This window comes from Termitidicoccus mucosus (assembly GCF_038725785.1).
GTDB lineage: Bacteria > Verrucomicrobiota > Verrucomicrobiia > Opitutales > Opitutaceae > Termitidicoccus > Termitidicoccus mucosus.
The window spans coordinates 940,638-964,324 of the sequence record NZ_CP109796.1 but is presented as its reverse complement, the minus strand read 5'-3'; the positions used below and the strand labels follow the sequence as shown (position 1 = coordinate 964,324).

Annotated in this window: 14 protein-coding genes and 1 pseudogene; all 15 read right to left on the bottom strand. The window is 63.8% G+C overall.

Annotated elements, in window-relative coordinates:
* Positions 1-5: 5 nt before the first annotated feature.
* Positions 6-1,925 (bottom strand): glycoside hydrolase family 2 protein, encoded by a 1,920-nt coding sequence (locus OH491_RS03350; protein WP_425429187.1) that lies wholly within the window; start codon positions 1,923-1,925, stop codon positions 6-8.
* 147 nt (positions 1,926-2,072) lie between these two features.
* Positions 2,073-3,173: a hypothetical protein gene (locus OH491_RS03345; protein WP_145928631.1), complete on the bottom strand. Its 1,101-nt coding sequence runs from the start codon at positions 3,171-3,173 to the stop codon at positions 2,073-2,075.
* Between the two features lie 103 nt (positions 3,174-3,276).
* Complete coding sequence (locus tag OH491_RS03340) at positions 3,277-4,284, bottom strand: glycoside hydrolase family 43 protein (RefSeq protein WP_068769338.1); 1,008 nt, start codon at positions 4,282-4,284, stop codon at positions 3,277-3,279.
* A gap of 54 nt (positions 4,285-4,338) precedes the next feature.
* Positions 4,339-8,472, bottom strand: coding sequence for a family 43 glycosylhydrolase (locus OH491_RS03335; RefSeq protein ID WP_145928632.1), 4,134 nt, complete (start codon positions 8,470-8,472; stop codon positions 4,339-4,341).
* A gap of 46 nt (positions 8,473-8,518) precedes the next feature.
* Positions 8,519-8,965, bottom strand: coding sequence for a hypothetical protein (locus OH491_RS03330; RefSeq protein ID WP_068769340.1), 447 nt, complete (start codon positions 8,963-8,965; stop codon positions 8,519-8,521).
* Between the two features lie 11 nt (positions 8,966-8,976).
* Positions 8,977-10,263 carry an MFS transporter gene (locus tag OH491_RS03325; RefSeq protein WP_068769341.1) on the bottom strand — a complete coding sequence of 429 codons (1,287 nt, stop codon included), beginning with the start codon at positions 10,261-10,263 and terminating at the stop codon, positions 8,977-8,979.
* 363 nt (positions 10,264-10,626) lie between these two features.
* A complete protein-coding gene (locus tag OH491_RS03320) occupies positions 10,627-11,784 on the bottom strand; it encodes a sialidase family protein (protein WP_068769342.1) in 1,158 nt (385 codons plus the stop codon).
* A gap of 90 nt (positions 11,785-11,874) precedes the next feature.
* Entirely contained in the window at positions 11,875-14,361 is a 2,487-nt protein-coding gene (locus tag OH491_RS03315) for a hypothetical protein (protein WP_068769343.1), read from the bottom strand.
* A 27-nt stretch (positions 14,362-14,388) separates the two neighbouring features.
* Positions 14,389-14,958, bottom strand: a complete 570-nt coding sequence (locus OH491_RS03310; RefSeq protein WP_342750859.1) for a hypothetical protein — start codon at positions 14,956-14,958, stop codon at positions 14,389-14,391.
* Entirely contained in the window at positions 14,928-15,308 is a 381-nt protein-coding gene (locus OH491_RS03305; RefSeq protein ID WP_342750858.1) for a hypothetical protein, read from the bottom strand. Before OH491_RS03305 ends, OH491_RS03310 begins: the two co-directional genes overlap by 31 nt.
* Positions 15,309-15,417: 109 nt before the next feature.
* Positions 15,418-16,752 (bottom strand): annotated as a pseudogene (locus OH491_RS28110) (glycoside hydrolase family 2 TIM barrel-domain containing protein); the annotation flags it as partial.
* A 108-nt stretch (positions 16,753-16,860) separates the two neighbouring features.
* Positions 16,861-17,784: a sugar-binding domain-containing protein gene (locus OH491_RS03285; protein WP_342750857.1), complete on the bottom strand. Its 924-nt coding sequence runs from the start codon at positions 17,782-17,784 to the stop codon at positions 16,861-16,863.
* A gap of 43 nt (positions 17,785-17,827) precedes the next feature.
* Positions 17,828-20,008: a beta-glucosidase family protein gene (locus tag OH491_RS03280; RefSeq protein WP_084441942.1), complete on the bottom strand. Its 2,181-nt coding sequence runs from the start codon at positions 20,006-20,008 to the stop codon at positions 17,828-17,830.
* A gap of 66 nt (positions 20,009-20,074) precedes the next feature.
* Positions 20,075-21,532, bottom strand: a complete 1,458-nt coding sequence (locus OH491_RS03275) for a sulfatase (protein WP_068769345.1) — start codon at positions 21,530-21,532, stop codon at positions 20,075-20,077.
* A 13-nt stretch (positions 21,533-21,545) separates the two neighbouring features.
* On the bottom strand, positions 21,546-23,672 hold the full coding sequence (locus tag OH491_RS03270) for a sulfatase-like hydrolase/transferase (protein WP_068769346.1): 2,127 nt from the start codon (positions 23,670-23,672) through the stop codon (positions 21,546-21,548).
* Positions 23,673-23,687: the final 15 nt, after the last annotated feature.

Genomic DNA, 23,687 nt, shown 5'->3' with positions numbered 1-23,687 from the left:
AAGTCCTATTCATGGGGCAGGGCGTTGATGACTTCGAGGTTGGCGGCGCGGGCTGCGGCGGGGTCGAATTTCAGCACCTTGCGGTCGTAGGTATAAAAGCCGTTGGCCTCGATTTCGACGTCGGTGGTCTGGGTATAGACGGCGGCGGAAAAGCCGTCCTTCACCAGGCCTTTCAGCATGTTTGCATATTCGACATATTTCGCGGTGAGGTCGTCCCGGCCTGTGAACTTGACCTTGCCGTAGCCCCAGTTCTTTCCGTCGCGCTGCCAGAGGTGGTCGGGCAGCGGGAGGGCGAGGCCGCCGTATTCGCCGAGCACAAGCACGCGGTCGGCGTCGCCCTTGAATATTTTGGGCTCCGGGTAATGGTGAAAATCAACCATGTCTGCGCAGGGACGCAGGACACCGGCGGCATCCTTATACATGCGGAGGTTGCCGCCGCTGGCCGGGTTCACGAGGCGGGAAGGGTCGCGCTGTTTGGTCCAGGCGACCACTTTGTCGGTGTCAAACTGGCCCCACGCCTCATTGAACGGCACCCACACCACCACCGACGGGTGGCCTTGGCAAAGATCCATGATTTCGCCCCATTCCTTATAAAAATTGTCCTTCGAGAGCGGCGTACGCAGCGTGTCTATGCCGCCGTCGAGCTCGTTGCGGCCCCATTTCGCGCCGAGGCCGTAACTGTGCGTGCTGGGCATGTCCTGCCAGACGAGGATGCCTTCGCGGTCGCAGTGGTAATACCAGCGCTGCGGCTCCACTTTCACGTGCTTGCGAATCATGTTAAAACCCAGCTCCTTGGTTTTGATAATATCAAAGCGGAGGGCCTCGTCGGTCGGCGCGGTGTATAATCCGTCGGGCCACCAGCCCTGGTCAAGAGGTCCGAAGTGGAAATAGTTTTTCCCGTTGAGTTGCATGCGCATGATGCCGGCGGCGTCGCGCTGCATGGAGATTTTGCGGAAGGCGGCGTAGGAGCGGGCTTCGTCGGCGGTTTTTTCGCCGGAGAACAGGCGGGCGCGCAGGTCGTAGAGCTTGGGGTTTTCGGGGGACCAGAGGATAGGGTTTTTCAGGGAGAGCGTCACGGCTTCGCCGGCGTGGCCGCGCGCGGTGGCGAGGATTTTGTCGTTGTCGAGCAGCTCCACCTCGACAGGAGCGCGGACATTCTTGTCCGCGATTTCGCGGGCAGGAATGCCCGCGCTCCTTTGGGTGACGGTGACGGCGAGCGTGCCGTTGTCGATGTTGGAGACGGCTTGGATGTCTTTTATATAATTTGTCGGGGCCGGCTCCAGCCAGACGGTCTGCCAGATGCCGGTGACGGCGGTATACCAGATGCCCTTGGGCTTGCGCGACTGCTTGCCGACGGGATGGTCGGAGGCGTCCGTCGGGTCCCAGACGCGGACGACGAGGGTGTTCGCGACGTCTGTTTTTATATAATTTGTTATATCAAACGAGAACGGCGTGTAGCCGCCGGTGTGCGAGCCGGCGGGCGCGCCGTTGACAAACACGTCGGCGCGCCAGTCCACCGCGCCGAAATGGAGGAGGACGTTTTTTCCCCGCCATGCGGCGCCAACGGGGACGGTGAACTCGCGCTTGTACCAAAGTTCGTTGTCCGGGCCGACCTCGCGTTGCACGCCGGAGAGGGAGGACTCGACGGGGAAGGGCACGAGGATTTGGCCGTCGAAGGCGGCGGGCAGCGCCGCGCCCTTGGGGGTGATGGCGTAGTCCCACAGGCCGTTGAGGTTTTGCCACGCGTCGCGGACGAGGCGCGGGCGCGGATACTCGGGCAGGGGGGACTCGGGCGAGACTTGCGCGGCCCACGGGGTCTTGATGAGGTCGCCGGCAGGCTTCCAATCGGCGGCTTGGGCAAAAACCGGCATGAGGAGGCAGAGCGCGGCCAGGGGACGGGGGGTGTTTCTAAGTTTGATTTTCATGGAAAAATGAGTCGGAGGGATGGATGTTCTTTGATGCGTGGATAGCTGTTTTCCAATATGGTTTTTCGTTAATGCGTCTGCAAAATCAGATTTCTGGTGGATGGCCGGGCTCCTGCGAGGCCGGAGCCGAAAAACGGCGCATGTTTGCTATGTTGCGGGCGGCGACGGCGGGGAGTTGAACAGGCGGACATCGGAGATTTCGCAAAAACCGCGCCCAGCCACCTCCGCCGAGTCAATCAGCACACTGACTTTCCTGACGGGAAGATGCAGCACGCCGTCCTTCGCGCCGCCCCTGAATTCCTTGGATTTTCCAGCGGTCCACCCGACGGTGATTTTCTGCGATTCGTTGGGTTTGACCGGATGCCTTTGCAGGTGGATCTGCCCGGTCACGTCCGTGATGAACACTATCAGAGTTTTTTTCTGGTTGGTATGGACCTTGAAACTCATCCGGTTCACCTCGCGGAACCTGATGGCGCACGCGGCGGCGACGTAGCGTTTACCGCGGGTGAAGTCGCCGGTGAGGAGGATTGTTTTATTGGAAAACTCCAAGGTGCCGGTGGTCGCGGGGTCGGGGCCGCGGTCGAAGGCCCAGTCCCGTTCCGTCGGTTCGACGAAAGTGCTGCCGTCGATGGTGATTTTGCGCGCGTCGAAGTTCTCGAACACGATCGGCTCCGACGCCGGCGGCTTGAGCAGGCGGACATCGGAGATTTCGCAAAAACCGCGCTGGTCCACCTCGTCCGAGTGGACCAGCACGCTGACCTCCTTGACGGGCAGATGTAGCACGCCGTCCTTCGCGCCATCCCAGAAAGGTTTTCCGGCGACGAATTTGACAGTGATTTCCTTCGGCTTGTTGAGCTTGACCGGATGCTTTTGCATGTGGACCTGCCCGGTCGAGTCAGTGAGGAGCACCATCAGGACTTCCTGGTCGGTCCTGACAGTGAAAACCATCCGGTTTGCCTCGCGGAACTTCCGGGAGATGACGCACGCGGCGGCGACGTAGCGTTTGCCGCGGGTGAAGTCGCCGGTGAGAAGGATTGTTTTCTTGGAAAACTCCAGGGCGCCGGTGGTCGCGGGATCGGGGCCGCTGTCGAAGAACCAGTCCCGGTTCGGCGGACGGAATTCCACAGTGCCGTCGCCGCTGGCGGCTGCGGGCTTGGTGGCGACGGCAATCAACATGAGCAGAAACGCGGCGAGCGCGGTCACTGGCGCCAGAATGCGGGGCGCGCCTGCGGACGGAGGGTGTTTCATGGTTTTGTTTTTTTGGTGGTTCGTTTATTTTTGATGTCCGGTCCGCTTGAAAGGCTGGAGGTCCGGGCTCCTGCGAGGCCGCCTGCGGTCCTGCGCGAGGTCATTACCAGAGGACGGTGACCGGGGTGTCGGAAGGGCCCTGGATTTTTGGGATGTCGGGTTGGCCCGGAACGCGATTGGGAATGAACTCGATTTTGTCCATGCACATCTTCCGGGGGAGGACGGTTTCCGTGTCCTTATGCGCGTGATAGACGATGTAGCGGTCGCCGTTGGGGGCGGTGACGAAGGAGACGCTGCCGACGCCGCGCACTTTCGGTGTCTGGGAGAGAACCGGATTCCCCTTGTATTTAGTCCAAGGGCCGAGGGGCGTCGTGGCGGTGGCGCAGCCGACGGAGTATTTGGGACTCATGAAGTGATTGGCGGTATAGAACATGTAGTAGAGCCCCTTGTGTTTCAGGATGGAGGCGCCCTCGGTGACGGGCCAGCGCTTGTATTTGGGGCGCGGGTCGCTGTTTTCCCAAGGCTGGGTCCACCAGATGCAACGGCGGCGGGTTTCGGGTTTCGAGCCGAGCCAGTCGTCGGTCATTTCCTCGACAAAGATCTCGTTGGCCTTGTTGTCGAAGGCGGTGTAGAAAAGGTAGGCGCGTCCATCGGTGTCGATGAAGGGCATGCCGCCTATGGTTTTTTCCGGGCGCATGGGCTTCTTCACTTCCTGAACGAAGGGACCGAGCGGGGAGCGGCTGGTGGCGACGGCGATGTGCTCCTCGGCGGTATAGAACATGTAGAAAATGCCGTCGCGCTCATTGACTTGGGCGCTCCAGAAGGCGCGCTCGCCATAGACATCGGCGGCGTCGAGCGCACGCCCCTCCGGGCCGGCGCCGCAGGGGGCGCTCCAGTTGACGAGGTCGGTTGAGACGCGGACGGTGAAGCCCCTGTTGATGGCCGGCGGGGCGTCATCGGTGCCGTAGAGATAATAACGTCCGTCGTGCCGGAGGATGTAGGGATCGGCCATTTCGCGGACGATGCCGGCGACGTTGTCATAGACGAGCGGGGTTCCGGCTGGGAGCGGAAGCGCGGCGAAGACGAGGGCGGAAAATGATATTATTCTCATGGGGAGGGTTTGCGACGGGTTTCTGGCCTTCGAAAATAGCGACGAGCCGGGAATTCATTGTTGTCGCTGGGGCGCTCCGGCGGCTGAGCGGAGGGCATACATGCGGGCGGCTATGGAGCGCGCGGCGGCGACCATTTCAGGGTAGGGGCGGTCGCAAATATCGAGAAAACCATGCTGGAAATTTTCGTCGTCGAGGCTGCGGCCCGCCGGGCACTGGTCAACCAAACGGTAGTAGTGCGTGCCGACGACGAGCGGGTTGCGCAGCGCGCCCTCCATGTAGCGTTGGTAGGCGCGTCCGCGCTCGGCGTCGCTGGCGCAGCCCTGCACGCCGGGGTGGAAATGGCCGTTGGCGATGGTGCCGAAGTGGAATTCGCCGATGAGCATGGGCCGGTCAACATCGTCGGGCAGGCGGAGGCTTTCGATGGAGTATTCGTAGAGATTAAGGCTGACCACGTCGCAAAATTTCGCGGCGGATTTCATGATGGACGCGGGCGGGATGGTCTGGAAGCGGCAGCCGAGGTAAAGGCGGCCGGGGGCGAAGCGGCGGACGGCGTTGCGCGCGCTCTCGAAGTAGCGGTCGCTGAGGGCGGTATTGAAGGCGAGCAGGTCGGCGAGCGCGGCCTCGCGGTCGGGGAGCTCAGTCGAGGAGAGAAACGCGTCGAACGACGCATGGCTGGTTTTCCACGCGGCGTTGAGCGCGGTGATGCTGCCGTAGTCCTTTTCCAGCCTGCGTCGAAATTCGCGCTTGGCCGGCTGGGAGGCGGGACTGCGCAACACGGCCTCGGCCAGCGAGGTCGGGCCGTCCCACGCGTGCTCGTTGTCCACGAAGAACCCGATGCACATGGGGTCGTTCGCGGCGAAGGCCCAGTTTTTTTGCAGCGATGCGACAATCGCGTCCTCGAAGCCGTCGTCGAACACGTCCTGGAATTTGCGCGCCGCGCTGCCAGCATGCCCCTGAATGATGACCGCACCGGGCACGTCCGCCTGCCCGACATAGGGGAAACGCCCTTCGCGGAGATAGTCCTTTTTCGTCCAGTTGCCGAGGGTATTGACACCCCAACTGCCGGCGCGCGCGCAGAGTCGTTCGCGGTAGGCGGCGGCGTGGTCCGGGCCGTATTTTTTGAGAAGATTCGCGCCGAGAAAATCGAACGCATCGGGCGTCACTTTTTTGTCGCGGTAGAAATTTGGCGTGCCGGAAAGCCAGGCTTGTTTGCGCCAGAGTCCTTCCGCGCCGGGCGAGCCCTTTGATGGGAGTCCCTCGAAATAGTGTTCGCGCAGGGTGACGCCGGTGAGTTCCGCGTCGTGGAACTGGTCAATGCCGTGCGAGAAGAACAGGCGGCCTTCCGGGTCAACGAGCCACCATTTGTCGTCGTGTTTGGCGGTGCGGAAAGCGCCGGTGGCTTCCAATTGCGGTCCGCCGGCCCAGCCGCCGTAGCGGTCGAATTCCGCCGGGCGCGGGTGGGCGGCAAGGTCGGCGTCCTCGTCGGCGCGCGCCTTGACCAGGTCGGCGTCGGAGCGCGTCTTGCCGGACCAGTCCTTGTGCTTGTATTGGCCGTAACGATCGAACGCGGGATAAAAGGTTTCGGCGCTTTTGACGGCGTCGGACACACCGGCGAACGGTTCCTCCAAGCGGATGTTGGACACGGCGAACTTCACCTCGCAGCCAAGGGGCTGGATGAAGAGCATGATGTTCACGATGCGCTTCGGGTCGAGGTTGCGCCGGCCCTTCAGGCACTCGGGGGTGTTTTTCACGCCCTCCATTGTCACGTCGTCGGGGACGAGTCCGTCGCGTTGATAGCGGACGCGGAGGGTGGCGGTTTCACCGGCATCGAGCGCGATGCCGCCACGCTCGCAAAACATGTTACCGGTGGCGCCGGGGTTGTTGAGCTCGCATTTGACGCCGATCTGGGCGGCGGTGAGATTTTTCACGTCCATCGCCAGCACGGAGCAGCGGGAAATGTCGAAGTAGGGCGAGCTGTTTTGCGGACGGAGGTTGATCCCCGGCCAGGTGGCTTTCTGTTCGGCGGGTATGGTGACGATGAGCGCGCCGGCTTGTTTTTCCACGGAGGCGTTGCCGTTGACGGTGATCTTGCGCGCGTCGTAGTTGCCGAGCGCTAGAGGCTCCTCCGGGCCGGGCGGCGGGAGCGCGTCTGTGAAGCCGCTGATTTTTTTGCGCAGGGGCATCGGGTTGGCCTCGATTTTCAACGGTGTGCCGAGCGGCAGCGGGCGGCCGATACCGATGGCCACGTCCTTGTCGTTGGCGACATAGGGCTCGGCGAACAGTTGCCTCGGGACGCCGCGCGTCTTTTTGCCGACATAGGCGTGATAGATGGCCCAGTTCGATTTGCCGGTGGGCGAGGGCACGTAGCAGGCGTTGCCCGTGCCGACAACTTCGTCCGATGCCTTGAAGACGGGCTGGGTTGCCTTTTGCCAGTGGGCCGGGGTCATCGGGTCGCTGCCGATCAGTTTCATCAGCCCGATCGCGTAATGCGGCGTCCAGTAACCGCTGGCCGCGTAGAGCAGGTAGAGGGATCCGTCGGCGGCGTAAACCGACGTGCCGCCCTCGACAACCTCGGGAAGCATGCGTTTTCCGTCGCTGCTCGGACCGGCGCCGCGTTTTTCCCAATCGAGCGTCGGGCGGCAGATCATCGCGGGGCGGCCCGCGATGGTCCACGGATTGACCAGTTCGTCAATGTAGAGAAACTGCCAGTGGTCGCCAGTGCGCGCGGAGTTTTTATCACCGACGCGGCTCACCCAAATGAAATAGAGTTTGCCGCCGTATTTGAGCACCTTCGGACCGGCGACCCATTCGTTTCTGAAGTTTTTCCGTTTTGTGTCGGCCATTCTCGCGGGCACGTCCGGCTTGCCGTCCTCGGGCGAGCCATAGGGGCCGAAGGGGTCGTCGGTAAGCGCGCGCAGCACATACATGCGGTGATCGGCGGCGGCGCTGTCGAGGCCGTCATTGGCCGTCAGGTAGAGATACCAGCCAGCGTTTTTTTCGCCGGCCTCCTCCGCGCTGAAGTGGTAGATTTTCGGCGACCAGAGATTTTTTGAATAGTCTCGCCCCGGAGCAGGCTTCCAGTAGGTCACGGGAGGGGCGTAAGGCAGATCGGACAGGTTCGCGACCTTGCGTCCGCTCAACTGCGAACCGTCCGTGGCCGTGCAGTAGTAAAAGCCGTCGTGGAAAAACACCCACGGATCGGCGCCGGTGATGAGCGGGTTGGTGAAGGTCAGCTCACCGATGTTTTCCGCGTCGAGCAACGCCGCCCGCGCCGCCATGAGAGAGGAGGCCGCGCTGCCGCGCAGGCCGCGCGTGCCGGTGACGCCGGTGACCGAGGTGAAGTCGCCACCGTTGAACGCGAGCGCGTAGGAGCCGGCGAGTTCCGCGCCCGCGTGGCGCGAGGCGGCGATGGTGTTGTAAAATGTCCCGCCGTTGATCGTGACGCGGATGGCACCGCGCACGGACGCGGCGGGATGATTGCCGAGTCCGGCAACGCCGCCGTGGAAGAAACCTTGGTTCAGGGTCATCTCCGCGTCACCCGTGTGCCGGCCCGTGCCCGCGGCACACACCGCGCCGTAAAACCGGCCGCCGTTGACCGTCACCCGGAGCGTGCCGGACGTCGGCGCGGCGTCCTGGAATGCGCCACCGACCACGGTGTCCCACTGGCCGCTGTTGATGGTGACATCCGAGTCGGCGCGGCCGCCCGCGTTGCGCGTCGCACCGACGATGGTGGGAAACTTGCCTCCCGACGGCTGGCAGGAAACGCCCTTGCCGAACACGACCTTGCGGCCGTTGCAATAGATGCGGCCGGCCTTGTCATCCGGGGCGATGACGAGGCTGGCAAACGTCGTCGGGCCGTTGACGGTGTAAACGGCGCCCAGCTCCAGTTTCGCGCCGCCCTCGCGCCGGTAATCCCTGCCGTCGTGGCTGCTCGTCACGGTGACGGGCGCATCGTGCGCGGGGGCGTCGAAGTTTCCATTTATGCGCACCGGTCCGCGCAGGACGATGACGCCGCCGCTTCGCGCGAGCTGCTTGAAGGCCGCCGCAAGTTCCCCGGCTGTCGCGGTCATGTCCGGCCCGCCGACAAAAACAACGGCTTGCGGCGGCGGATCCACTGGCGAAGCAAGCACGGTGGGCGCGAGGGGGACGAGGAGCGCGGAGAGGAGTAGGCGGGCGAGTGTTGTCATGATATCGCCGGTTGCTTCGCGACCTGCGCCGCCGCATTCCAAAAATTCATTCGTCGCCGCCGGTCAGGGTGATTTCACGCATGAGTTTGTAGCCCAGAACCTCGCGCATGTCGAGGCGCGTGGCGGAGCGCGCATGCTGCGTCTTGGTGTCGCCCTCGATTTTCCGCACGATGGGGTCGAGCAGTTCGCGGGCGCGGTCGCGATAGGCCATGTTTGGAGTCTGGGTCATCAGCAACACGTCAAAATCGGCCGGCGACGCAGCCAGGCCGTAGAGGACTTTGTAATCCATGATGACACCCTGTTTTTTGGCCTCTTCCATGACGGCCTTGAACGTCTTGGCGATGCTTTTCAGGTAGGTGTCCGCCATGCCGTGCTTGGTGCGCACCAGCGTCATTTCCCAAACAGGTCCCTCGGTGTAGGGCGCGCTACTCTGGGCGGGCGAGAACAGCGGAAAGGCGGCGGCGAGTGCGGCGAGGAGGATGAGTGTTTTCATGATGGTTGTTATTATAATTTCGGGGAGGTTGGGACGGTTTGCTGGTTGCGCAGGAAATCCGAGGGGAAAAAGCCCCGGGCGGCGATGAAAAGGGCGAGGCTTCCGATGATATAAACGACGCCCAGCAGGGAGATGCCCGTGTGGAGCGCGTAGGACTGCTTGATCGCGCCCAGCGCGAGGGGGGCCAGAGAGCCGACGGCAAAGGAAAATCCGACCATCAGCCCGGTGGCCGAGGAGTGGTAGCGAGGCGCGGTCACGTCGAAAAGCGAGGCGTAGATGTTCGAGTCGTAGAGCCCGCGGAAGAACCCGAAGGCGCCGAGCATCGCATAGACGACCCAGAGGGTGCTCGTCGCGCCCATGAGGTAGAGCGTCGGCACGCAGAGTAACAGCGACACACCGGACAACTCGACCCGGAAGGCGGGGCGGCGACCGACAATCTTGTCCGAGACACGCCCGCCGAGGAGCACGCCGGCGAAGGAGAAAAGCTGGTAGTAAAACATGCTGAAGAAGCCGGCGCGCGCGGGCGTGAGGTTGAACGGCTCCAATTGCAAGTAGGTGGGCGCCCAGGCGAGGCAGCCCATGTTGACAAAGGTCGAGCAACCCAGCGCGAGCGTCAGCACCAGCGCGGTCGGCGTGCGGAACAGCGCGCGGAGGACGTCGCCGATCGGCTCGGAGCACGCGATTGCGGCGGCGGTTTTCGGAGCGTCTTTCAACCGGCGCCACATCAGCGCGACGAGGACGACACCGACGCCGCCGAACAGCCAGAACGAGTGTTTCCAGCCATATTGCCCCGCGATCCAGCCGCCCGCCGCGCCGCACGAGACCGCGCCGAAATACTGCGCCGTCTGGTAAAACGCGAGCGCCTGCCCGCGCGTTTTCACGTGGTATTGTCCGATGAGCGCGGTCGCGGCGGGAACGAAAAACGCCTCGCCCACGGCGGTTGCGAGACTGCGGATGACGATGAGCGAGACCAAGCCGCCGGTGAAGCCGGTCAGCATCGTGGCGACGCTCCACGCCAGCAGGCTCCACAGGATGATGCGGCGGCGGGAAAGGCGGTCGCCGAGGAAACCGGCGATGGGCATCATCACGGCCATCGCGGCGATGAGGACGGTGTTCACCAAGCCGGTCTGGATGTCGGTCAGCCCCAGCGCCTCCTGCACCTGTTTTTGGACGACGCTGTAAAGCTGGCGGTCGGCCTGGTTCATGAAGTAGGCGAGCCAGAGCCAGCCGACGAGTTCCCATGCGTAGGGGATTTTCTTTTTGTTCTCACGGGATGCCGAGGGGATGGATGCGGGCATGAGCGGTAAAGTGCGCCGCCATCCGCCGCCAGTCACTCCCAATGACTTTATGGTGGTTGCCAGAATGTTATTTTACGTGAGCATCGGCCGCATTTTGCAGTGCCGGTTCTGTTGCAGCGTATCGAATGGCTTGGCCTTCGCCAGATATTTGCGCCACCATCGGTGTGTGCCTGCCTAGATTCTCCGTCACTCATTTCGCGGTTATAGTATTTTCATTTCACATTGGCGCGGAAGCGCCGGTAGCGAAGCCTCCGGCCGAGCCGTGAACCGCCAGCGGCTCGGCGGGACGCCTCGCCCTGCCTTATATTCATAATATGATATAATATTTTTTGGAGAACATGCGGCCTGTCGCATGCGGGCGGTTCATTTGGACAGGCTGTCCCTGACGTCCGTCAACCATTCGAGGTTGAAGCGCGCGAGGGAGACGTATTTGTTGGCGTTTTCATACAGGCAGAGGATCGTGCCGTCCGGGAGCATGGCCAGGTCGGAGTAGGAACTGTGCGCCGGCTCGATCACCTTCGAGGCGGGCCACGATTGGCCTTCGTCGTAGCTGAGTTTCACCGTCAGGTTCATCCGCGCCCGGCCGCTGCCCGAGCGGTTCGGCCTCAGGTTGACGCGGCTGTCGGGATTGCAAAAGAGGATGCGGCTTTTGTCCGGGGCTCCCGAAATCCGCAGCGCGCTGCCGAAGCAAATCGGCGAATACAATTCCTGGTTCAGCTCCGGCTTGGTCCAGCCCGTCGCCCCGTCCGGGCTGCGCGAAATCGCCTTGCTGTAGGCGCCGGGCTCGCCGTTGCGGATGACAAACATCACGCCGCCGTCATCCATCGGGACCGCCACGGTCTCGTTCATGTTTTTCAGCGTGTCGGGGAGAATCTCGCCGCACTGCCAGGTTTTGCCGTGGTCGTCGCTGTAGATTGACGCGGTGACCGACGGCTGGTGCGCGCGCCCGTGTCCCGAGGCGAGCGGCTGGCCGGCGGCCAGCCAGACCGGCACCACGAGCCGCCCGTTTTTCAACTGGATGCCGTGGCCGGGGCCGGGGGCGATCACCGTCCAGTCGTATTTTCCCTTGAACGCGCCGAGCTGCGGGGTGATTTCAACGGCGGGCGAAAAGGTTTTTCCGCCGTCGGTGCTTTGCATGTGATAAACGCGCGCGTAATCCACCTGATGCAGGAAATGCACCGCCTTCGTGTCGCGGTCCCAGATCAGCACGGGATTGTCCGCCACCTCCGTCCCCGCGTCGGCCAGCACCGTGACCGGCCCCCAGGTTTTTCCGCCGTCGCCGCTGCGCCTCATGATCATGTCGATGTCGGCCCAGTCCGAGACGCGGCTGCGCCCCGCGGCCACGGCGAGCACGGTGTTGTCCGGCAGGGCCAGGATGCAAGGAATGCGAATGGAGGGATAGCCGCCTCCCGCCTCAAAGAGAATCTGTTTCTCGATAAACGGATATGCGGCGCCGCGGAGCACCGGCCATAGGAACGGAAGCAAGCACAGGACGTATAATAACAGCGAACGGCTTTTCATGGGTGGTTTGTTGTTGTTTGGTTTGGAGAAATCGCTGCGGCGGGCGTGGGGCGGGTGTCCTGCGCCCGCGCCGGCAGGGGCATGGCCCTGCTACCTGTATTCAAGCCATGCGGTGGCGGTTGTGTCGGCGTCGACCACGAACCGAATCCAGCGGGCCTGGAACGCGGGCGGAAATAGATGCTCGAGGCGTTCGCCGGGCCTGACCGTGAGGCTGGCATAAACCAGCCAGTCTCCGTCGCCGGTGGGATCGACCTCTACGCTGAAAGTCACGGCGGACGCCGAGCGGTGCGACAATTGCAGCGTGCGCCGGTCATAGAATCCGATCAGGTAGGGATCGGAGGATTGGCCGGCTCGCACGCCTGCGTTCACCCAAGGGCCGCCGCGGCCCGTCGGCCGGCCCAGTTTCCACAGGTCGTCAATGACGCCCGCCCAGACCGCGGCCTTCCGGTCCACCGAGACAAAGACATGCGGGTTGTCCTTCGCCTCCTCCGGGTTGATGCCGGTGATGACCAGCAGGCCGCGATAGGAGGCATAGTCGTTGATGTGCAGATTGTGCGAGGCCACCGGGCGGATTTTCGCGTAACCATCGGCATTCTCCGCCGGCAATTCATAGAAGGTGCCGTGGCAGTTGAACAAATCCCGCTCCGTGGCCACCTCGCGGCAGACGCGCAGGGAACCGTCGAGCGTGGGTTCGGTGAAACGCGCATCCCCCAGCGGCAGGCGCCACCGCCTGCCGGCGTCGTCCACAATCAGCACGGAGCCCTCGTCCACCTCGACCGCATGGCGGGGGATGGCGAACTTTTCCCGGATAAAGGCGGCGGTTTCGGCATCATCCCTGGCCGTGAGGTTCATCTGTTCGTCGATTTCATAATAGCCGGTTTCCCCCGCTTCCGTCCGGGCCAGCAGTCCCATCGCCCTGCGGTTGTTGCCCAAGCCATAGAGCAGCCCGCCGTGGGAGTGCGTGTCACCGATTCCGGATAATCCTTTGAACAGGGCGTCCGCCGCTGCGGGGCGTTTTTCCCGGGCCGTATAGACAAAGGACACGCTGGCCACCGTGTCCCTGTCGGCGGTCACCCGGATCCATTCGCCCTGTCCGTCGTCCTTGAAATCGACGAAGGCGGACACGCCGGGCACCACGCTTATAGTTTCCAATTCCGACCATTTATTATTGCCCGCCTTGTCCACCTCGAAGCGAAAGACGACCGGCTGCGTCCCGGAATTTTTCAACCAGGCACGGCGTTCATCCCAGCCCGAAAAGAGAAACGGATCGGAAGCGACGCCGGCCCTGACCGGCTCTTGCACCCAGACATAGCCGGCGGCGGTGCGGGGCCCCAGCAGATCCGGCTGCCCGAGGGGCGTGAACCACAGGTTCGAGTTGGACTGGCCGGGGCCCTGGATTTCCCCCTTGGCCCTGCGTTTGTTCAAAAATTCTTTTTTGGCCGAATCGTCGCATCCGAAGACCAATTGGTCATTCCACCGGGTGAAGTCACCGATCACTTTCAGATAAGCGGAACGCGGACGGATGCCCGCGGAGTTTCCGGGCGTGAAGCCGGCGGGAAACCGCCAGAACATCCCGTGCATGGTCATGAGGTAGTCGGGGTTCCCCGGTTCGCCGACATCGCGGATGCGGGGCCACTCGGTGTTCCAGCCGTGGGCTCCGTCATAGGAATAGCTTGCCTTGGGCAGGCGGTAAAACGACCAGGCCCCCTTGTCCCGCACGCCCAGCAGGACTGATTTATAATCCCATCCGGTGGCCCAGATCGGATCGGTCTCCGGATGGCTGCTGCCATGAATCCCGCCGGGGCCGGTGACCTCCACGAATTGGTTGCGGCGGATGACCTTCCAGTCCCGCCCGTCCCATTCCGCCAGCACGCCCGATTTTATATTAAATTGTTTCAGGGCCGCCTTGCTGGCTTCCCCATTGTTGGAATAAACCAGCACCCCCTGCCCGGAATATAATCCCTTCCCGTGGGCGCCGGGCAGCAATTCCGCGTGCTGGGCCATCTGCCCGGGTTTGCGGAGGACGTTTCCGTCCTTATATAAAACCGTCGGCTCCAGCGTGGCGACATCCACCTCATAAAACCCCTCCTCCATGGTTCCATAGTAGATTTTGCCGGCCGGGTCGGTCAGGTGGCGGGCATTGCCGGTGTGCCTTCCCGGCATCGCCTTGTAGTCGATGACGCGCACCTTGCCGGACCGGTCGATTGCATAGGGGCCGATAAAAAGCTGGTTGCTTTCCGGGTGGATCATCCGGTTGGCCGGGGTGCCGCCCACGCTCTCGGGGCGGACCGTCAGATTCAGGTCCGGGGAAATTTGATATAATTTGTCCGAGGAGCCGAAAGGCTGGTGCGGGCCGTAGGTGACGGCCCACAGGCTTCCGGCCCAGGGCACCACCGCCCCGGTGCCGCATTCCCCCTCGTCATTATAAAAGGCCAGATGGGGATGGATGCCGCTGATGCCAAGGGGACCGGCGGACGGCTGGCCGGCCTGGGCCGGGCACGCGGAAAGCAGACCCAGAAGCAGGGCGACCGGCGGCAGGCGGCGGGGTTGGATATTCTTATTATCGCTTGGTTTCATTGATCGATGCGGGAGCCGTCAGGGTTATCATTTTTGGCGGGCGATTTTTGGTATGTCCTCGGTGCCGGAGAGGGGGCGGAGGCGGTAGGCGTATTCGAGCGCCCAGCGGTTGAGGCGGTAGTTTTCGTGAGGGAGAGCGCGCCAGGAGTCGTCGCCGCCGAGGCCGCGCTGGTGGAGGTCGAGGTTGAGGGTGACGGTGTCGCGCGCGGGAAGCTGGTAGGGATAGAACTGGCCTTCCTTGTGTGTGGGGAAGAAGAGGTCGTCGGTGGTGTGATGGAGGGCGTTGGCGCTGAGGAGATTTTGGCCGGGGAGGGCGGCGGCGAGCAGGCCGCGGCCTTGGGTGTCGGTGAGGGCGATCCAGCGGACGGACTCGTGGTTGCCGGTCTCCTGCGGTTTGATGTAGGGGAAGAACTGGTCGCGGACTTTGCCTGCATACAGGCCGACGCGGGCGTCCTGGCGGTCCCAGTAGGTTTCGTGGGGGCCCTTGCCGAGCCGGCGGGCGGTCGAAGCCGGGGCGCAGCGTGGTTTGCATGCCGAAGCGGGGCAGTTCGGCGGCGCCGCGGTAGTCAGGGTCGCCGTAGAGTTTGAGGCGGACAAGGATGTCGCCGTCCGGGCAGACGGTCGGGCGAGGGTTTGCGAGCGGTTGACGGATTCAGGCGGCCGGTGGCGGTGAGGGTGACGGCACCGTCGGGGGCGGTGGTGGTTTCGAGGGCGGCGAGTTTCCACGAATCAGTCGCGGTGCGCCACGCGCCGGGGCCACGGGCGGAGGGGCGTCCGGGGACGGGTTTGCCGGGGTCGGCCATGTTGTTGCCGCGGTCGTTGTCCACGGGTGCGCGCCAGTAGTGCGGGGCGAGAGGGGCGGCGAGGAGTTCGATCTCGCCGGTTTTGAGCGAGGCGAGGAAGCCGGTGGCGCGGTCAAAGGCGGCGGAGAAGGTTTTCCCGGTCACGGTGATGCGGGTGGCGGTTTCGGCGAGGGCGAGAGCGGGAGCGGGGCTGGAGGCGGAAAGGTAGGGCGAGGCGTCCCCGCCGAGCCGCGGCTCAGCCGGAGGCTTCGCCCTACCGAAACGGAGTTTGAACTGTTCCGAGCGACTTCATGGCCGGCATCGGCCCAGGGCGTTTTTCGCGGAGGTGAAACTGACTTCGAGGAATACTCCACCCCGGCTCGGGGGTGAGGGCGCGCAGCGGAATCGCGATGCGTTTGGCCTCGCGCGGGGCGACGGAAAGACCGGCGAGCGCGCCTTGCTGGAGCGTTTTGCCCTCGGCGACGAGGCGCCAGCGCGCGTCGAGCCACTCGGCGGTGTTTTGGAAATCGGCCCAGTTTTTGATTTCGATTTCGGGCGCGGACGCGGCGAGGTCGAGCGCGCGCATTTGCACGGGCTGGTAGATTTTTTTCACCTCGGCCATGCCGGGGTGGGGGAGGCGGTCGGGGGAGACGATGCCGTCGGCGCAAAAGTTGCCGTCGTGCGGGAAGCGTCCGGGTTCGCCGAAGCTGCCGCCGTAGGCGAAGAAGGTGCCGAGTTTCGGGTCGAGCGGGAGCGATTTGGTGTTTTCGACATGCTCGACTTTGAGCGAGGCGGGCACGGGGGCGCGCAGGCCGTGGTCGGCCCATTCCCAGATAAAGCCGCCCTGGAGATACGGGGCGCCGTCGTAGATGGGGCGCCAGTAGGCCCACATGTCGCCGGTGCTGTTGCCCATGGCGTGGGCGTATTCGCACATGATGAAGGGTTTGGAGCAGGGCAGGTCGGAGTGGAGGACGGAGGCGGGCGAGGGATACATCGGGCAGATGACGTCGGTGAACTCGCCGCTGTTGTCGGCCTCGTATTGGACGGGGCGGGTGTCGTGTTGCTTGAGCCAATGGTAGGCGGCGATGAAGGCCTCGCCGTGGGCGGACTCGTTGCCCAGCGACCAGCCGACGACGCAGGCGTGGTTCTTGTCGCGCTCGTACATGCGGCGGTGCGGTCGAGGTGGGCCTCGCGCCACTCGGGCTGGTCGGCGAGGGCGGTCTGGCGGCCCGCGTAGGTCTCCCCCATCTGGGCGTGGGACTCGATGTTGGCCTCGTCGATGACGTAGAGGCCGTATTCGTCGCAGAGGGCGTACCACTCGGGCGTGTTCGGATAGTGGCAGGTGCGCACGGCGTTGAAGTTGTTGCGCTTCATGAGGAGGATGTCCTTGAGCATGCCCTCGCGGGTGACGGAGTAGCCGCGGTCGGGGTCCCATTCGTGGCGGTTGACGCCGCGGAAAAGGACGGGCCGGCCGTTGACCAGAAACTGCCCGTCGCGCGTTTCGGTGGAGCGGAAGCCGACGCGCCAGGGGATGACTTCGAGGGCGCGGCCCTGCGCGTCGCTGACGGTGAGGAGCAGGGTGTGCAGCGCGGGCGTCTCGGCCGACCACAGCGCGGGCGCGGCGACGGCGGCGGAGAGCGCGACCGGCGCGGCGCCGCCGGCCGGGACGGTGGCCTGTAGGGCTCGACCTTGCGTCGAGCCGCGGCCTGACGCAAGGTCAGGCCCTACAGGGAACACCAGCGGCGAGGCGCGCGAGTTCGCGGCCGTCGGGGCGAGGAGCACGGCGGAAGGGCGACGGCGCGGGGTTGCGCGGTGAAGTTTTCAACTCGCCGGTGAGCGCGAGGGTGGCGTCGCGGTGCGCCGCATCGAGCGTGGTGGTGACCTTGAAGTCGCGCAGGTGCACGCCGGGCGCGCTCCACAGCCAGACGTCGCGGAAGATGCCGCTGAGCCGCCAGCAGTCCTGGTCCTCAAGATAGGAGCCGTCGTTCCAGCGGAACACCTCGACGGCGAGGAGGTTCTCGGCGCCGCCGTCGCGCAGGTGCGGGGTGAGGCGGAAGGTCGCGGGCGTGCGGCTGTCCTTGTTGAAACCGAGTTTTTTGCCGTTGAGCCAGACGGTGAAAAACGAGCTGACGCCCTCGAAGGTGATGAACACCTCGCGGTCGTCCGCGCGCCACTCCGCGGGCACGGCGAACGTGCGCCGGTAGCTGGAAACGGGGTTGTAGTCGCCGGTGATCTCGGGCGGCTTCACCTCGCGCCACGGGTAAACGGTGTTGGTGTAAATGGGGATGCCGTGGCCCTCGATCTCGACGCAGGAGGGCACGGGGATGGTCTTCCAGTCGCGGTCGTCGAAGTCGGTCCGCCAGAACTCGCGCGGGCGCCCGGCCTCGCCGGGATGCGGGACCCAGTGGAACTTCCAGTCGCCGTTGAGCGAACGGTAAAACGGCGAGCGCGCGCGGTCGAGGGTGCGCGCGGTGGCCGCGTCGGCGAAGCGCGTCATCTGCGCCGCAGCCGGCTCCAGCCCCTCGTGCTGCCGCGAAGGATCGGCCCAGACGGGCCGGTCGGCCGCGGAGACGGCCTCCAAGGACGGGATCATGTGCGCGGCGAAGGAGGCCGCGATCGCGATAAGGGGGAATGTTTTCATAGAATAGTCTTTTTTATCATAACCAACAGTCACGCCCTCCAGCTTATAATTTGATCTGTTTTTTGAGTGGCAGCGCGCGCGAGGACGCGCCCACGCTGATTTCAAATTCGCCGGGCTCGACACGCCAGGCGTGTGTTGTCACATCCCAAAAGCTGAAGGCGTCGCGTCCGAGCTCCAGGTTGACGGTCTGGGATTCGCCCGGTTTGAGCGCAACCCGCTGGAAACCCTTCAATTCATGCGTCGAGCGCTGCACGCCAGCACGCACGTCTCCCACATAAAGCTGCGCGATCTCAGCACCCTCTCGCTTGCCTGTGTTGGTGAGCCGAAAACTCACCCGCACCCGGTCACCATCGGTTTTTTCCACCACAAGATCGTCATATTGAAATGTTGTATAGGATAACCCATGCCCGAAGGGAAAGCGCGGCTCGATGCGTTTTTCATCATACCAGCGATAACCGACAAAAACGCCCTCCTTGTAATGTATATTATAAACAGACGCCTCTGTTTTTTCCCTGTTCACCATGATTCCGTTCAGTTTTGTCTTGTCGAAATAAGCGATCGGCCAGGTCTTGCTGATTTCAAACGGGCGCCGGTCATATCCGAAACCGGGTGAATCCTCGAAACGCTTTTCGATGGTGAAGGGAAGTTTTCCAGACGGGTTCACCTTGCCCGTGAGAATATCCATCAACGCCGCCGCCCCGGTCTGGCCGCCGTAATAAGCCTGCACGATCGCCGCCGCCTGCGGAGCCCAGTCCATCTCCACGCCGGCTCCGGCGGTGACGCAAACGACGGTGCGGGGATTCAGACGAGCGCATCTTTCGAGCAATTTGTCGTCAGGCATCCAGAAGGGGCGGTCGAGTGACTCGGACTCGGCGGGCACTCCTTCGAGCGGGTAGCCGGGAAAATATAATATCAACGACGCCGCGCGAATTTGCGAGTCGCTCGGATATCGCTCCACAACGACATCACCCTCGAATGTCTCAGCCACGGCCTCCGCGTAGCTTTTGTTATTAAAGCCCTTCACGTGGCCGGATCCGCGCCCCGACATTTCCTTGCGCGAGGCGTTCGTGCCCACGACAAGGATGGTGCCACCCTTCGCGCAATCGGGCGCGATCGGCAGGATGCCGTTGTTCTGGAGCAGGATGATGCCGCATTCGTTGACGCGGCGCGCGACCGCCTCGCGACCAGCCCAATTGTCCATCAGTTCGGGCCGCTGAAAATTCGCGGCAAACAGCCCGGCGGCGATGCAGGTTTTTAATATACGCACCGCCATGCGATCTATCTCCGGTGTGCCGAGCAGCGCGTCACGGTCACGCTTTAGCGCAAAGCCGGACGGTTTCTCCAGATCCTGTCCCGAAGCGGCCAGCTTTTTCCCGTCCCACGTGGAAACCCAGTCGGTCATGCACAGCCACTGGAAGCCGAGTTTGCCGCGCAGCAATCCGTTGATCACGCCTGCGCTCTGGCCGGCCCACTCCCCGTCGATCTGGTTGTAGGAAGTCATCACCGCCCATGCGCCGGCGTCGATGCCGGCCTTGAACGCGGGCAGATAGATTTCGTTCAGCGCGCGCTCGTCGATGATTGAGTTGGAGGTTTTGCGAAACAACTCCGTCTCGTTTCCAATAAAATGTTTCAGCGTGGCCGCGACGCCCATGGATTGCAGGCCGCGCACATAGTTTTCGATCATGCGCGAGGAAAGAAACGGATCCTCGCCCATGTATTCAAAATTGCGCCCGTTCAGGGCAACGCGGTAAATGTTGGCGCCGGGGCCCAGGAGCACGTGGATGTTGCCCGCGCGCATCTCCTCGCCGATGGCCTTCGCGTAGGCGGCCGCCAGATCGCGGTCCCAAGTGGACGCAAGCAGGATGGTGGCGGGAAACGCGGTGGTTTGCTTGTATATTTCCGTGGGTGTGTCCTTGATGATGCGAATGCCGGCGGATGCGTCGGCGAAATTGATGGCGGGGATGCCAAGCCGGGGCACGCCGCTGATGCCGAAGGAGTTTCCCCCGCTCACCATGTCGAAACGCTCCTCCGGGGTCATGAGCGCGACGAGCCGCCGCGCCTGCGTCTCGGCCATGCCGGGCTCGGATGGCTGCTTGAGCAACCGGGCCGCCTCCAAGCCCTCGCTCGTCCCCGCGGGATCGGCCCGGGCGGGTGTTTCCGCAGAACATGCCAGCGGCTCAAACAATAATACAAAAAGAAGAGAGGCCAAGGAGTGTGCTTTCATGGAATATGTAGAAATTCAAAGTTTAAGGCGGTCAGTTATCGCAGGATAAGAACACGGGCAGAGCGTTCACGGGATTTCCTGCGGCAGCATGGCCGCCATGCGACGGACAAGGGCGGCGCTTTCAGGACGGTTGACGATATTCTCGGTTTCAAAAAGCTGGTCGCCTTTGTAAGCGTAGAGCTCGCGCGCGACGACATCGAGCGTGCCAAATTTGCGCCATTCAACGTAGCGGTGCCCGGTGGTGCGCACGGCATAGCCCATCACGCCGGGCAGGGCATCCTTGCGCAGGGGCCAGGGGCGCGGAAACTGGCTGCGCGCGCCGTCGCGCCCCGGGGCGGCGGGATTGCCGAGGTTGGGCACGAGGCTGCGGCCTTCGAGCTTTTCGCGCGAAGGCAGACCGCAGAGTTCGACCAACGTCGGGTAGATGTCCAGAAGCTCGACGAGCGCATCGGTGCGGACACCGCGCGGGCGGTCGTCGGGCGTGGCAATGATGAAGGGCACGCGGGTGTCGGACTCGTAGCAGGTGGTTTTACACCAGAGTCCATGCTCGCCGAGATGGTAGCCGTGATCGCTCCACAGGACAATGATGGTGTTTTGGGCCAGGCCGGTGCGGTCGAGGGCATCGAGGACGCGTCCGATTTGCGCATCGGTGAAACTCGTGGACGCATAGTAGCCGTGGCGCAGGCGGGCGATTTGCGCGGGCGTCAGCGGACCGACTTTGGGCATGTCCGAATAACCGCGCAGTTCCACCGAGTCATGAAGGGCAATGTCCGGCGCGAGACGAGGCGGCGCGGGCTGTTCGACGGGTGGAATTTTTGCCGGATCGTAGAGATCCCAGTAGCGTTTCGGCGCGGTGAACGGCGCATGAGGCTTGCGAAAGCCGACGGCGAGGAAAAACGGTGGCGAATCGGCCCCGCGCGCGGCGAATTTTTTGAGGGAATCGACAGCGGCATCGGCAACCCTGCCGTCGGGGTATTCGCTTTCGGGCGCGTCAACGAACTCGGTTGCCGCCGCCTTCGAGCCTTTGTGGGGTTTGCGATTTTCCTCCAGACGGTAATCCTCCCGCTTGGGCATGCTGATGTGCAACTCGGGTTCGTTCCATGATGCGGCGTCACGCTTGCCATCGTGATAGATTTTGCCGATGGCCTGGGTGCGATACCCATTGAGCTTGAAGTGCTCGGGCAGCGGAACGACGTCGGGCGCGGTCTTGCGGAATTCCGCGCGCAGATCCCACACTCGAATGGAATCGGGGCGGCGTCCGCTGAGCAGCGACTGGCGCGAGGGATTGCAGACGGCCTGCTGGGTGTAGGCGCGGCCAAACAGCGTGCCGCGCGCGGCCAGACGGTCGATGTTGGGCGTGATGGCGGCGGAGTCGCCAAAGCAACCAATATTCAGCCGCAGGTCATCGCAGGCGATGAAGAGGACGTTCGGACGCGCGACGGGCGGCGGCACGGTGGGGATGGCTGACGACGGCGCGGCGAGTCCCGACGTGGCGGTCAGCATGGCGAGGGCGGTGGTTTTCATGGAGGTTAATTCATCATTCTTCCGGCGCGCTTGAGAATGCGTCCGCTGGGATCGGCTGCCAGTCGAAGCCGGGGCCATGCCATCTCAACGCGAGACGCGGTTCATCGCCGCCGTCGGCGCGGCAGGTGAGGGTGAAGGGGTGCAGGCCGGCTTGCAGGCGCGCGGAGGCGGTTTTCTCCGCGCCGGGCGCGTGGCCGAAATCGGCGTCAATCAGCGTCGCATGGTGAAGGCGCAGCACGGCGCCCGCGTCGGTGTCGAGCGCGAACGTGTATTCGCCGCCGGCGGGCGCGCGCAGATAGCCGTGGAACTCGAGCGCGGCGGCCCGCCCGCGCGGGAGCGGCGCGGAATCGGGGACGGCGGCCCTGCCGGCGCGCGCGGTCTTCAGCGCCGTGGCGTCCGGCACCCAAGGGAACGCACCTTCGAAGCACCGCCACGCGAGGCCGGGCGCGAGGTTCACGGGAGGCGGGTCGAGCGCCGGCACAAGCGCGTCGTCGTAGGGTCGCGGGGCCGAAGAATCCGGGCGGCGCGACTGGAGCGCGAGCATCTTGAAATGGGCTTGCAGCGCGGCGCGCGCCGGGTCGAGGGAGAGATCCCGAGTCTGCTTCGGATCGTGCGCGACGTCGTAGATTTCAAAGTCGTCCCGCGCGTCCTTGATGTCATAGCGCAAGGCCATGAGGTCGCCGAGGCGGATGGCTTGCATCTGGCCGCGAAAACGCCCGCGGCGTCCCGGCTCGAAGGTGGTGTAGGGCGGCGTGCGGCCCTTGTAGTTGTATTCAAAATATAAATAGGGGGATCTTTGTCGCGCGTCATTTTCCCCGCCGCCGACGAGGGCGGGGACGAGGGAGACGCCATCGGTGTTGGCGGGCGGGGGCAGGCCGGCGAGGTTGGCAAAGGTGGGCAGCCAGTCCCACATGGCGCAAGGCGCGGCGAGTTCACGCCCGGCGGCGATGCGACCGGGCCAGAGCGCGATGGCGGGGACGCGCAGGCCGCCCTCCAGGGTGTCGCGCTTGAGGCCGTCGAACGGCCCGAAGCTGGAAAAAAACTCCGGCGTATATTCATCTTCCAAATACGACTCGGCGGCGGGGCCGTTGTCAGAGGTGAAGACGACGAGGGTGCTTTGTGCGATGCCAAGGTCGTCGAGCGTTTGCAGCAGGTCGCCGACAGCGTCGTCAATGCGGCGCACGCTGGTGGCGTGGCGTTTGTTCACCTCGGGCCAGGGGATCTCCGGCGTGGCGGGGTTGCGGTCGTGGTCATAAGTGGCATTTGCGTAGTCGGGGTGTGTCCAGGAGTCGGGCTCGCCGAGGGCGGTGTTTATCATGCGGCCGGGCGTGCCGAGCCATTGCACACCGCCGCGCAGTCCGCCGCCGTCGGGGTAGGGTTGCGCGGGCAGTTCGAGCACGGCGTGGGGCGTGTCGTAGGCAAGGTAAATGAAGAACGGTTTTCCGGGCGCGCTTTTTTTGTGGTCAACAATCCACCGCTTGGCGCGCGCGGTGTAGAGGTCGGTGGTGTAACATTTGTCGAGCGCGGCGGTGACGTCGGCGTGGTTTTCCCATAGCCGCACGGGGCCGCGCGCGGCGGCTTTTTTTGCGAAGCGAGGCTGCTCCTTGGGGTAGTGCTCGTGCCCGTCAATGTGGCGGATGCAGCCGTAATAATAATCAAAGCCACGATTGAGCGGGTGCGCGGGCCAGCCGGGCGCTTCGCCGTCGCCTTGCAAGCCCCATTTCCCGATGGCGGCGGTGGCGTAACCTGCCCGTTGCAGGATGGTGCCGACGGTGTGGTTGGCGTCGAGCGCCTTGTCGAACTGGTTGTCGCGGACATTCGCGTGGCCTTGGGAGCGTCCGCTCAGGAACGAGGCGCGCGACGGCGCGCAGACAGGGGCGGCGCAATAGTGGTGAGTGAGTCGTGCGCCACCTGCGGCCATACGGTCGAGCTTGGGCGTCGCGTGCCACGGCGCGGCGCGGTCGCCGGAGTCGCGACGGGCGTTTTGGAAAAACGAGCCGAGGTCTCCATAACCAAGGTCGTCGGCAAGGATGAAGATGATGTTGGGTCTCGGCGGAGGAAGGGGGGCGTCGCCGGGAGCGGCGGACGCAGCGGCGGCTGTCGCGGCGAGGGCGAGGACTGCGGCTGGGCTTTTTTTCATGGAGGGAAGGGGGAA

Bases quoted from the DNA above. Each gene is read 5' to 3' on its own strand.
- OH491_RS03315 (WP_068769343.1), bottom strand. From the start codon at position 14,361: ATGAAACCAAGCGATAATAAGAATATCCAACCCCGCCGCCTGCCGCCG.
- OH491_RS03320 (WP_068769342.1), bottom strand. From the start codon at position 11,784: ATGAAAAGCCGTTCGCTGTTATTATACGTCCTGTGCTTGCTTCCGTTC.
- OH491_RS03350 (WP_425429187.1), bottom strand. From the start codon at position 1,925: ATGAAAATCAAACTTAGAAACACCCCCCGTCCCCTGGCCGCGCTCTGC.
- OH491_RS03285 (WP_342750857.1), bottom strand. From the start codon at position 17,784: ATGAAAACATTCCCCCTTATCGCGATCGCGGCCTCCTTCGCCGCGCAC.
- OH491_RS03345 (WP_145928631.1), bottom strand. From the start codon at position 3,173: ATGAAACACCCTCCGTCCGCAGGCGCGCCCCGCATTCTGGCGCCAGTG.
- OH491_RS03335 (WP_145928632.1), bottom strand. From the start codon at position 8,472: ATGACAACACTCGCCCGCCTACTCCTCTCCGCGCTCCTCGTCCCCCTC.
- OH491_RS03340 (WP_068769338.1), bottom strand. From the start codon at position 4,284: ATGAGAATAATATCATTTTCCGCCCTCGTCTTCGCCGCGCTTCCGCTC.
- OH491_RS03330 (WP_068769340.1), bottom strand. From the start codon at position 8,965: ATGAAAACACTCATCCTCCTCGCCGCACTCGCCGCCGCCTTTCCGCTG.
- OH491_RS03270 (WP_068769346.1), bottom strand. From the start codon at position 23,672: ATGAAAAAAAGCCCAGCCGCAGTCCTCGCCCTCGCCGCGACAGCCGCC.
- OH491_RS03325 (WP_068769341.1), bottom strand. From the start codon at position 10,263: ATGCCCGCATCCATCCCCTCGGCATCCCGTGAGAACAAAAAGAAAATC.
- OH491_RS03280 (WP_084441942.1), bottom strand. From the start codon at position 20,008: ATGAAAGCACACTCCTTGGCCTCTCTTCTTTTTGTATTATTGTTTGAG.
- OH491_RS03275 (WP_068769345.1), bottom strand. From the start codon at position 21,532: ATGAAAACCACCGCCCTCGCCATGCTGACCGCCACGTCGGGACTCGCC.